This is a genomic window from Streptomyces sp. L500 (assembly GCF_054551825.1).
In genome coordinates, this window is record NZ_JBTOLC010000010.1 from 185,589 (window position 1) to 196,748 (window position 11,160).

Annotated in this window: 11 protein-coding genes; 8 read left to right on the forward strand and 3 right to left on the reverse strand. The window is 73.0% G+C overall.

The genetic code is table 11. The annotated features are described in order from the left end of the window. Nucleotides 1–5: 5 nt before the first annotated feature. Nucleotides 6–905, reverse strand: coding sequence for an alkaline phosphatase family protein (locus ACX9I7_RS13115; RefSeq protein WP_459387424.1), 900 nt, complete (start codon nucleotides 903–905; stop codon nucleotides 6–8). A 172-nt stretch (nucleotides 906–1,077) separates the two neighbouring features. Beyond that, entirely contained in the window at nucleotides 1,078–1,833 is a 756-nt protein-coding gene (locus ACX9I7_RS13120; RefSeq protein ID WP_387574049.1) for a GntR family transcriptional regulator, read from the reverse strand. Nucleotides 1,834–2,138: 305 nt separating this feature from the next. On the opposite strand from ACX9I7_RS13120, the gene ACX9I7_RS13125 reads away from it, so the two are divergent. The 7 genes from ACX9I7_RS13125 (at nucleotide 2,139) to ACX9I7_RS13155 (ending at nucleotide 9,177) form a co-directional block, all read left to right on the forward strand. After that, the gene (locus ACX9I7_RS13125) at nucleotides 2,139–3,272 is read left to right on the forward strand and encodes an ABC transporter substrate-binding protein (protein WP_459387434.1); all 1,134 of its coding nucleotides are present in this window, start codon (nucleotides 2,139–2,141) and stop codon (nucleotides 3,270–3,272) included. 8 nt (nucleotides 3,273–3,280) lie between these two features. Then, entirely contained in the window at nucleotides 3,281–4,198 is a 918-nt protein-coding gene (locus tag ACX9I7_RS13130; RefSeq protein WP_387574047.1) for an ABC transporter permease, read from the forward strand. Then, nucleotides 4,186–5,022 (forward strand): ABC transporter permease, encoded by an 837-nt coding sequence (locus ACX9I7_RS13135; protein ID WP_459387425.1) that lies wholly within the window; start codon nucleotides 4,186–4,188, stop codon nucleotides 5,020–5,022. The genes ACX9I7_RS13130 and ACX9I7_RS13135 overlap by 13 nt, the downstream gene beginning before the upstream one ends. Before the next feature lie 14 nt (nucleotides 5,023–5,036). Then, nucleotides 5,037–6,134, forward strand: a complete 1,098-nt coding sequence (locus tag ACX9I7_RS13140; RefSeq protein WP_459387426.1) for an ABC transporter ATP-binding protein — start codon at nucleotides 5,037–5,039, stop codon at nucleotides 6,132–6,134. Nucleotides 6,135–6,182: 48 nt separating this feature from the next. Then, nucleotides 6,183–8,000 (forward strand): HAD-IA family hydrolase, encoded by a 1,818-nt coding sequence (locus ACX9I7_RS13145; RefSeq protein ID WP_459387427.1) that lies wholly within the window; start codon nucleotides 6,183–6,185, stop codon nucleotides 7,998–8,000. Next, nucleotides 7,997–8,323, forward strand: a complete 327-nt coding sequence (locus tag ACX9I7_RS13150; RefSeq protein ID WP_387574041.1) for a DMT family transporter — start codon at nucleotides 7,997–7,999, stop codon at nucleotides 8,321–8,323. Before ACX9I7_RS13145 ends, ACX9I7_RS13150 begins: the two co-directional genes overlap by 4 nt. 290 nt (nucleotides 8,324–8,613) lie before the next feature. Next, complete coding sequence (locus ACX9I7_RS13155) at nucleotides 8,614–9,177, forward strand: hypothetical protein (protein WP_459387428.1); 564 nt, start codon at nucleotides 8,614–8,616, stop codon at nucleotides 9,175–9,177. A gap of 23 nt (nucleotides 9,178–9,200) precedes the next feature. Here ACX9I7_RS13155 and ACX9I7_RS13160 read toward each other — a convergent pair whose 3' ends face one another. After that, nucleotides 9,201–9,623, reverse strand: coding sequence for a carboxymuconolactone decarboxylase family protein (locus ACX9I7_RS13160; RefSeq protein WP_189447446.1), 423 nt, complete (start codon nucleotides 9,621–9,623; stop codon nucleotides 9,201–9,203). Nucleotides 9,624–10,074: 451 nt separating this feature from the next. Here ACX9I7_RS13160 and ACX9I7_RS13165 point away from each other — a divergent pair, with 451 nt between their 5' ends. Continuing rightward, nucleotides 10,075–10,809 carry a dienelactone hydrolase family protein gene (locus tag ACX9I7_RS13165; protein WP_459387429.1) on the forward strand — a complete coding sequence of 245 codons (735 nt, stop codon included), beginning with the start codon at nucleotides 10,075–10,077 and terminating at the stop codon, nucleotides 10,807–10,809. The last annotated feature ends 351 nt before the right edge of the window (nucleotides 10,810–11,160 follow it).

Consider the following 11,160-nt stretch of genomic DNA (forward strand, 5'->3'; position numbering starts at 1 on the left):
GACCGCTACACCCCGACCGGCGCCGGGGCCGGCACCGGGGCCGGGGACGGTTGTCCGAACGGGCGGCCGTCCAGGGTCCAGTGCGGGTCGATCGGCCGGCCGAGCGAGGCGTAGACCTGGGCGGCGACGTCCGGGTGGCGGACGGTGCCGACGGGCGCGCCCGGCGGGAAGTGCGGTCCGCAGCCCGCGAGCCAGGCCGTGCGCTCCTCGGGGGTGTCGCCCCCGTGCCCGCCCGCGTCCACGTGGCCGTGGTCGGTGACCACCAGGACCGTCCACGCCTCCTCGGCGTAGGACGCGCGGCCCCGGACCGCCGCGAGCAGCCGGCCGAGGCGCTCGTCGGCCCGGACCGCCGCCTCGCGGTACGTCTCCCCGCAGCCCTCCAGGTGGCCGGTCTCGTCCACCGCGCCGAGGTAGACGAACGAGACCTCCGGGTCGGAGACGGTCAGGACGTGCACGGCCTCGGCCGTGATCTGCTCGTCGCACTCGTCCCAGGCGGCGGTGGTGTGCGCGGTGGGCGCCACGAAGGACAGCCGGGCCGGGGCCCGGAACAGCGGCCCGCCGTCCCGCTGGACCACCAGCGGGTCCCAGCCCGCCGCCACGAAGGTGCGCCGCCCGTCCTGGCGGGCCAGCCGGGTGGCGAAGTCCGGGAAGACGTCCAGCCGGTTGCCCGTGAGGTTGTTGCCCCACACGCCGTGCTTGGCCGGGCCGACGCCGGTGACGATGGTGGCCCAGCAGGGCCCGGACATCGTGGGCGTGCCGGGGTCGATCTCGACGGGCGTGAGGAAGCCGGCCGCCGCGACGGTGTCCAGGTTCGGGGTGGGGAGCTCCCGCAGGTGGTCGTACCGGACCCCGTCGATGCCGACGACGAGGACACGGGGCGCGGGGCCGGTGGGGCGGACGGGCATGGAGCGGTGGTTCCCTTCGGGGGTGGTGCCGGTGCGGGCACCACCCTGCGCGGGCCAGGTACCGGACGGCGACGCGCGGGGAAACACGAGGTGTCGTCGCCGTGGCACTTCGGGGCTTCGCCCGCGCCCCCGGCGGCGTCGCGCCGGTTCCCGCGCGTCAGTTCACCGCGCGTCAGTTCACCGCGATGCCCGGGCCGGCCTGGCGGGCCAGCGGGTTGGACCCCACGGAGTTGTGCACGCTGAAGTTGACCGCGTCGGAGCGGTAGCGGTCGTCGGACCACTCCACCGGGCGCCCCGAGGGCGTGGTGGTCACCCGACGGACCCGCAACAGCGGGCTGCCGCGCCGCACGCCGAGGTGCTCGGCGTCCGCGGTGCCGGCGGCCACGGCGTCGATGAGGTGCTCGCCGTAGCTGAAGACGAGCCCCGTCGTCTCGTAGAGCCGCTGGGTGACCGACTCGCAGTCCGGCTCGACGCGTTCGACGTCCGCGGCGACCCACCCGGCGTAGACGGTGCGCTCCAGCAGGACCCGCTCGCCGTTGAGCCCCCGCACGCGCAGCACCTCCAGGACCTCGGCGCCCTCCGCAAGGTGCAGCCGGACGGCGTCCTCCGCCGTGGCCGGGCGGCGGCCGGTGGCGAGCACCAGGCCGGTCGCGGTGTGCCCCATGGACCGCGCCCACTGGGCGAAGCTGCGCAGCTCGGCGAAGCTCTGGCTGCGCCGACCGGCCAGGACGACGCGGCGCGCCCCCTGCCGGGAGCCGATCATCCCCTCGGAGGTGAGGGTCGCGACCGCCTGCCGGACGGTGCCACGCGAGACCCCGTAGCGGGCGGCGAGCTCGGACTCCGACGGCAGCAGCGCCCCCACCGGATACTCCTCGGCGTCGATCGCGTGCCGCAGCTCGTCGGCGATCTCCTCGTACCGTGCCCCCACGATGTTTCCTCCGGTGTGCGCAATCTCTTGTCTTGTGCATCTAGCGTACGCGCTCCGCACGGTATGTCCGCGACTGATCGGATGGTTCCCCGATTTTTGGAAAGTGCCTGGTCCGAGTGGTTGGAATCGTCGATTCCGAGGCTGCCGGGGTTCCCTTCCCGTTCACCTCCCGGTCATCGAGGCCGTGCCTACTGTGGCCAACTTGTCCAGACAAGTTGGCGGCGGGTCGCTCGGCCCGCCCCCGTGACGACTCGTGTCGAGGAGACACCGTGATCACCATCCGCAACCGGTGGGCCGCCCAGGCCCTGCCCAAGGCCGCCGCCGTCACCTGCGGCCTCGCCGCCACCGCGCTCGTCCTCACCGCGTGCGGCTCGGCTCCCGCGACCACCGCCGGCGGCAGGACCGCGGCCACCGCGACCTCCGCCAAGGACCTGGGCGGAATGGACGCCCTGGTCGCCGCGGCCAAGAAGGAAGGCACGCTCAACGCGATCGCCCTGCCGCGCGACTGGGCCGACTACGGCGCCCTGATCGACGGCTTCACCGCCAAGTACGGCGTCAAGGTGAGCGTCGACAACCCCAACGGCTCCAGCCAGGACGAGATCAGCGCCGTCACCTCCCGCAAGGGCCAGGACCGCGCCCCCGACGTCGTCGACCTCGGCAGCTCCTTCGCCCTCAGCGCCGCCCAGCAGGGCCTCCTCGCCCCCTACCGGGTCGCCTCCTTCGACGGCATACCCCAGGCCCAGAAGGACGCCCAGGCCCGCTGGTACAACGACTACGGCGGCTACGTCTCCATCGGCTGCGACGCCAAGCGCGTCAAGGAGTGCCCGAAGACCTTCGCCGACCTGCGCAAGCCCGAGTACCAGGGTCAGGTCGCCCTCAACGGCAACCCCACCAAGGCCGGCGCCGCCTTCGCCGCCGTCTACGCGGCCTCCCTCGCGAGCGGCGGCTCCTTCGACGACATCAAGCCGGGCGTCGACTTCTTCGGCGAACTGAAGAAGAACGGCAACTACACGCCCGTCGAGGCCACCCCGGCCACCATCGAGAAGGGCGAGACGCCCATCAGCGTCGACTGGGACTACCTCAACGCCGGCTATGCCGAGGAGTTCAAGTCCAAGGGCGTGGACTGGCAGGTCTCCGTCCCCGAGGACGGCAAGTTCTCCCAGTACTACTCGCAGGCGGTCAACAAGGACGCCCCGCACCCCGCCGCCGCCCGCCTGTGGCAGGAGTACGTCTACAGCGCCGAGGGCCAGAACCTCTACCTCAAGGGCCACGCCCGGCCCGCGCTGATGGCCGCCATGGCCAAGGACGGCACGCTCGACAAGGACGCCGCCGGCAAGCTCCCGACGGTCTCCGGCACCCCCTCCTTCCCGAGCGAGGCCCAGCAGGCCAAGGCCAAGCAGACCCTGGCCCAGGGCTGGGGCCAGGCCGTCTCCGTGTGACACCGACAGTGACCGCGAACTCCGCCCTCCTCGCCTCCGGGGCCCGCGACCGGGCCCCGGCGGCCCCCGCCGCCCCCGCCCGCCGCAAGCGCTCCCGCGCCTGGCTCGCCGCCCTGCCCCTGCTCGCCTTCGCGGCCGTCGGCTTCGGGACCCCGGCCCTGGCCATGCTCACCGGAGCGTTCACCGTCAAGGACCCCGCCACCGGCGCCGAGTCCTTCTCCACCGCGAACCTCACCACCTCCCTCCACGGCCCCTACCTGACCGCACTGCTCGGCAGCGTCAAGCTCTCCGCCGTCTCGGCCGGCATCGCCGCCGTCCTCGGCCTGCTGCTCGCCCAGGCCGTCGTCTCCTTCGGCTCCCGCACCCTGCGCGAAGCGGTCCTCACCGGCTCCGGGGTCCTCGCCAACTTCGGCGGCGTCCCCCTCGCGTTCGCCTTCGTCGCCACCCTCGGCAACGCGGGCGTCCTCACCCGGCACCTCGGCCTGGCCGACGCCGGCTGGAGCCTCTACAGCTTCTGGGGCCTGACCCTCACCTATCTGTACTTCCTCATCCCCCTCATGGTCCTCACCATCACCCCCGCCCTGGAGGGCCTGCGCGTCCAGTGGCGCGAGGCCGCCCAGAACAACGGCGCGACCAAGGCCCAGTACTGGCGCCACGTCGCCCTCCCGGTCCTCGCCCCCTCCCTCCTCGGCGGCCTGGTCCTCCTCTTCGGCAGCGCGTTCGCCGCCTACGCCACCGCCGCCGCCATGGTGGGCAGCTCCGTCCCGCTCATCACCCTCCAGATCGCCGACGCCATCTCCGGCAACGTCCTGGTCGGCCAGGAGAACGTGGCCCTCGCCCTCAGCCTCGACATGGTCCTCGTCGCCGGCCTCGTGATGGCCGTACACCTGCCCCTGCAACGACGGAGCGCCCGATGGTTCGTCTGACGGCCCGCCGCGGCACGGCGACCCTCGCCCTCGCCGGCCTGTACTTCCTGCTCCCCCTGGCCGCCTCCCTGGTCTTCACCCTCGACGTCCCCGGCCAGGGATTCACCACCGACGCCTACCAACGGCTCCTCGGCGCCGACGGCTTCCTGCCCAGCCTGCTGCTCTCCCTCTCCCTCGCCGCCGCGACCATGGCACTCGTCCTCCTGCTGGTCCTGCCCGCCGCGCTCGCCGTACGGCTCGGCGCGCCCCGGCTGCGCCCGGTACTGGAGATCGTCTGCTCACTGCCGCTCGTCGTCCCGCCCATCGCGCTCGTGGCCGGCATCAGCACGGTGCTGCGCTGGGGACCGGAACACCTCGCCGACACCCCCCTGTTCCAGACGTTCACCGCGCTGCAGGACCCCTCCTTCCCGTTCGTGCTCGTCATCGCCTACGCGGTCATGGCCCTGCCGTTCGTCCACCGCGCCCTGGACGCGGGCCTGCGCGCCGTCGACGTGCGCACCCTCGTCGAAGCGGCCCGCAGCTGCGGAGCGGGCTGGCCGCGCGCGGTCGCCAGTGCCGTCCTGCCCAATCTGCGCGGGGCCCTGCTCAACGCCTCGTTCCTCACCCTCGCCCTGGTCCTGGGCGAGTTCACCGTGGCCCGGGTGCTCGGCTTCCAGCCGTTCGCCGTCTGGATCGTCGCGGCCGGCGGCTCCCAGGCCCAGCTGACTGTCGCGGTCTCCGTGCTCAGCCTCCTGATCACCTGGGCGCTGCTGCTGGCCCTGGCCTTCCTCGGCGGACGCCGCGCCGCCACGCCCACCACCGACCGTAAGGCTTCCGCCCGATGACCACGATGACGACGATGACGACGACGATGACCAAGATGAAGACGACCGACTCCGCCGACGCCGCTGCCGCCTCCGCCGCATCCGTCGAACTCCGCGGCCTGCGCCGCACGTTCGGCGCCACCCTCGCCCTCGACGGCCTCGACCTGACCGCCCGCCCCGGCGAACTCCTCGCCCTGCTCGGCCCGTCCGGCTGCGGCAAGACCACCGCCCTGCGCATGCTGGCCGGCTTCGAACACCCCGACTCCGGACAGATCCTCGTCGACGGACAGGACATCACCGCCGTCCCCGCGCACCGCCGCGACGCCGGGATGGTCTTCCAGTCCTACAGCCTCTTCCCCCACCTCAACGCCCTGGACAACGTCGCGTTCGGCATGCGCATGCGCAAGGTGCCCACCGACCGGCGGCGCGCCCGTGCCGCCGAGCTCCTGGACCTGGTGGGCTTGCCCGACAAGGGCGACCGCTACCCCCACCAGCTCTCCGGCGGCCAGCAGCAACGCATCGCCCTCGCCCGGGCCCTCGCCCTGCGCCCCCGCGTGCTGCTGCTCGACGAGCCGCTGTCCGCGCTCGACGCCAAGGTGCGCCTCACCCTCCGCGAGGAGATCCGGCGCGTCCAGCAGGAACTGGGCATCACCACCGTGTTCGTCACCCACGACCAGGAGGAGGCGCTGTCCATGGCGGACCGGGTCGCGGTCATGCGCGGCGGCCGCATGGAGCAGTGCGCCACCCCCGCCGAGCTGTACGGGCGCCCGGCCACCGCCTTCGTCGCCGAGTTCGTCGGCACGATGAGCCGCATCCCCGCCCGTACCGCGGGCGACGGGACCGTCGAGGTGCTGGGCCGCCGGCTGCCGGTGGACGGCGAGGTGCCCGAAGGCCCCGAGGCCGACGTCCTGGTCCGCCCCGAGGCGGTCCGTGTGACCGCCGAGGAGACGGGCGAGGCCCGCGTCACCGCCACGTCCTTCCTCGGCGCCGTCACCCGGCTGACCGTGACCCTGCCCGACGGCACCGCGGTCAAGGCCGACCTGCCGACCCACGACGCCGCCGCCCTCACCCCGGGCGCCGCGGTCACCCTGAGCCTGCCCGACCGCCCGGTGCTCGCCGCCGCCCGCCCCTGACCCCGACGTCCCCCACGGACCCCCACGGACCCCTACGGAAGAGAACCCGTGTCCCACGACAGCACCGACGCCCCGGCCCTGCGAGCCGTCCTCTTCGACATGGACGGAACCCTCGTGGACACCGAGGAGTTGTGGTGGCAGGCCGTCCAGCACGTCGCGACCGAGCTGGCCTACGAACTCACCGACGCCGACCTGCCCGACATCCTGGGCCGTCCCGTCGAGCACACCGCCGCCCACCTGCTGAGGTCCACCGGCACCGGCACCCCGCCGGCCAAGCTCACCGAGGATCTCCACCGGGAGTTCGCCACGCGCGTCGCGGACCGGATCGTGCCGCGCCCCGGCGCGCTCGAACTGCTCGACGGGCTCCACGAGCGGGGCATCGCCACCGCCCTGGTCACCGCCTCCCCGCGCGCGGTGGCCGACACCGTCCTGGCCGCCCTCGGACCCGGCCGGTTCACGGTCACCGTCACCGCCGACGACACCCCCCGCACCAAGCCCGACCCCGACCCGTACCTCGCCGCCGCCCAGGCCCTGGGCGTGCCGCCCTCCGCCTGCGTCGCCGTCGAGGACACCCCGACCGGCGTCGCCTCCGCCGAGGCCGCGGGATGCCGCGTCCTCGCCGTCCCCTCCCTCACCCCGATACCGGAGGCACCCGGACGCACCGTGCTCGGCAGCCTGGAACAGGCGGACGTCCCCCTGCTCCGCGCGATCGCCGCCGGCGACCGCTTCGTGGTTCCCGCCTTCACCACCCGCAACGGCCGCGTCGGCGAGCCGTTCCGCGCCACGGTCCGCGGCCTGCTGCGCGGCGGCGGGGGAGCGTTCACCAAGACCTCCGGCCCCGACTGGGCGCACGTCACCGCCGACGGGACGCTCACCGGAACGCCCACGGGGACGGGCGTCCACGAGGTGGTCGTGGCGGCCGGCGACGGCTCCCGGGTGACCGCGCGCGTCCCCGTGGTGGGAGCGGACGAACCGCTGGTGCGCGAACTGAAGGTGATGAGCTGGAACCTCTGGCTCGGCGGCGGCCCCGTGGACGACCACCGCGCCAAACAGCTCAAGGTCCTGCTGGACGCCGACGTCGACGTCGTGGGCCTGCAGGAGACAGCCGGCACGGCCACCCGGGAACTCGCCGAGGCCCTCGGCTGGCACCACCACCAGGCGGGCCACAACCTCGGCGTCATCAGCCGCTACCCCATCACCGACCGCTTCGGCGAGCCCGCGCCCTCCGGCTACGGCGCCACCGGCGTCACCGTCCGCCTGGACGACACGAAAGGCGTCACCCAGGACGTCACCAAGGAAGTCACTGTCTGGAACGCGCACCTGAACTACACGCCCTACGGGCCGTACGACGCCTGCCTCGACCGGCGGCCGGTCCCGGTGCTCGTCGAGCACGAGAGGGCCTCCGGGCGGGTCGCCGAGATCGAGGACATCCTGCGGGCGATGGCACCCGGCCTCGCGACGCGCGATGCCACCCCCGTCCTCCTCCTGGGCGACTTCAACGCCCCCTCGCACCTCGACTGGACCGAGCCCGCCGCCCCGCTGCACGGCGGGTACGGGCCCGTTGCCTGGCCCGTCAGCAAGGCCGCCGAGGAAGCCGGACTGCGCGACTCCTACCGGACGGCCCACCCCGACCCGGTCAGCGAGCCGGGCGCCACCTGGTCCCCGCTCCACCCCCTGCACGAGGACGGCAGCGGCCGGGCCGAACCACAGGACCGCATCGACTACGTCCTCTTCGCGGGCGACGGCCTGACGGTCCTGGACTCCACCACCCTCGTCACCGGCAATCCGAGCCCGTACCCCGCCGTCGCCGCCAACACCTGGCCCTCGGACCACGCCGCCGTCATCACCACCTTCGCCGTCCGGTGACGGTGTGGCTGCTCCTCGCCGGAGCCATCGGCGCCGAGGTCACCGCCACCGTCGCCCTGCGCGCCTCGGACGGCTTCAGCCGCCCCGCCGCCTCGATGGTGGTGGTCACCGGATACATCACCGCGTTCTACCTGCTCTCACGGGTGCTCGCCCGGGGCCTGGCGCTGGGCGTGGCCTACGGCATCTGGTCGGCGATCGGCGTGACGCTCGTGTCGGTCATCGGCGCGGTGTGGTTCGGCGACCGGCTCACCTGGACCCAGATCGGCGGCATCGCGCTCGTGGCGGCGGGGGTGCTGGCCCTGGAACTGGGCCGGGCGCACTAGCGCTCGCGCGGGCGGCGGGGGCGCCCTCGTCGTCGGTGCCGACGCCCCGCGCGCAGCCGCTGGCCCTGCGTCTTCAGCGGAGGCGTCGAGTCCAGAGCGGATGGACGCTGGTGCCGAGCTGACGAGCCAGGCAGGTGGCGGGCCAGCCGCGTTGGGCGAGTTGCTGGATAGTGGCCGCCCGCGCGGAGCCGGCATGGAACGGGCGGCCTGCCGCTCGAAGCGGAAGGCGTCGTTGACGCGTACACACGACCCGCTGGAGACTGTGTGCCTCATCGCTCACGGGAGGCAACATGCGAGCACGCGTCCTTGCCGTCACCCTCGTCACGGCCGCTGTGGCGGCGGCCGCCACCCAGGCCACCGCGCAGCCGTCGAAGCCGCCGCGCACCCCGGCCGCCTGGTGCGCGTCCCAGGGCGGCGTCGCCGGCACGTACCGGCCCTTCTACGACGCCGGCGGCAGGCTCAGCCCGCTCGGCGGGCAGCGGGAGCTGTGCGAATTCACCGCCGCCGACACGTCCCGCATCACCGTGGCCGCCGACACCCTCGCCGCCGACCTGCCCACCCTCGCCGCGCTCGCCTACGTCCGCAAGCCGGCGCTGCCGCAGCACCCGCAGGGCAACCCGTCCGCCGCCTACTGCGCGGACCTTGGCGGGACGACCCAGTTCGGCAACCGCAAGAGCGACGTCGGCGGCTGGATCAAGGACGGCGAGCCCCGGGACAGCGACCACCTGCGCGACATGTGCCTGTTCGCCGACGGATCCGCGATCAGCGCCTGGGGCCTGACCTACCACACGGGCGGCGTCATCCGCGGCGCCGACCTCGCCGGCAAGTTCCGCGCCACCATCCCCACCGCCTGACCACGCTGCCCTGCCGCCCTGGTCTACTGTCCCCCGACCGGCAGCAGACCGCGCTCGCCGAACACCTTCTTCGCCACGAACGTCGCGTTGAGCGCCTTGGGGAAACCGCAGTAGACGGCGGAGTGCAGCATCGCCTCGACGATCTCCTCGGGCGTCAGCCCCACGTTCAGCGAGGCGTTGACGTGCACCTCCAGCTGCGGCTCGCACCCGCCGAGCGCGGTCAGCATGCCGATGGTCACCAGCTGCCGGTCCCGGGGCGCCAGGCCCGGGCGGCTGTAGATGTCGCCGAAGCCCCAGGCCGCGACCTGGTGGCCCAGCTCCGGCGAGATGTCCGCGAGCGAGGAGACGACCCGCTCACCGGCTTCGCCGTCGATGGCGGCGAGCACCCGCATACCCCGCTCGAAACGGTCCTGGCGGGTCTCGGCGGTCGTGTTCTCGGCAGTCATGTCGTGCTCCATCCAGCTCACAGTGTCGTTCCGGCCGCCCGGCGCGCCCCGCTTCCGCGAGACGCGGCCGACGGCCACGGACAGAAAACTAAGAGTTGGAGCACACTCCAACGCAAGTCGGCCACTCCCGCATGTCGCCGCCGGCACCCCCGCCTGCGCCTTCCTTCAGCAGCCGGAGGACCGGCACTGGCTCAGGAGCAGCCAGCACCACCGGGCGGACCGCGGTCGCTCCACCAGACGGACAGGTCGAGCAGATCCGGCCAGGGGCGCTTCCGTAAAAACCCGTTGGCGGACCACGATGGCCACTGCTACGTTTCCGGAGGCCGTGCGAGAGAACGAGGAGGTGGTACCCGTGAACGCAGTATCGACATGGGTGCTCCCCTCCGGGGTCACGGTCGGGCGATAGGTCGTCCGGGAGCGCCGTTCAGTGGCACTCCTGAAAGGCACGACCATGCACTTCACTTCTGAGCAACGCCTCGACGACGGCATCCTCGAGCGCGCATTCACCCTCGGCGAGATCCCCGGCATCCTGTGGACCCCCGCATTCGCGTCCGCACCGGCGCCGCTGATCCTGCTCAGCCCCCCTCCCCTCGGGCTGCGCAAGGCATACCCCCGGCTGGTGGCCCGGGCCCGGCACGCTGCGGCGGACGGCTTCGCCACGGCCACCATCGAGCTCCCCGGAAGCGGTGACCGGCCCCGCTTGCCCGCCGCCGAGCAGGCCCTCGCCGACATGCGCCGGGCGCTCGAGGCCGGCGAGCGGGTCAGCGACGAGATCATCGACGCCCTCATCCTCCCGCTGGTCGACAAGTCGGTCCCGGAATGGCAGGCCGCCCTGGACGCCCTCCTCGCGCTGCCCGAGCTCGGCGGCCCAGTCGGCTACTCGGGTGGAGTGATCTCCATCGGTGTCCGCCTTGCGGTGGTCGAGCCGCGCATCTCGGCCGCCGTTCTGTTCGCCGGGAGTTTCGTCCCTCGCGCCATGTTCGAGGAGGCCCGCCAGGTCACCATTCCGCTGCACGTCCTGCTGCAGTGGGACGACGAGGGGAACGACCGGCAGGCGGCCCTGGACCTGTTCGACGCCTTCGGGTCCAGGGAGAAGACCCTGCACGCCAACATGGGCGGGCACACCGGCGTCCCGCAGCACGCGGGGGACACGGCGGCCAAGTTCTTCACCCGGCACCTGAAGTGAGACCATCGAGCCGACAGGCCCCGCCTCAGGGCGGGGCCTGTTTCATGCGGGGACACCCAGTGAGCCCCCTGGCGGGCCGCCCTGTCCGTCCCGCCCTGGCCGACCCGCTCAATCTTCGATGAGAACCGCTCAACCTTCGCTGAGACAGGACAACGCCGACCGCCGTGCTACGACGGCGCCGCGACAACATGCCGGGAGTGTTAGCTGCAGTTCGAGTACGGGTGATTGTTGGTGTTGCTCACACCGCCGTAGGAGAAGTTCCACGTCGAGGTCTGGCCGGAGCACGAGTGCCCATTGGCGGTGAAGTTCCAGTTGCCGGTGTACTCGCGGGTGTTCGTTACGTTGGTCACT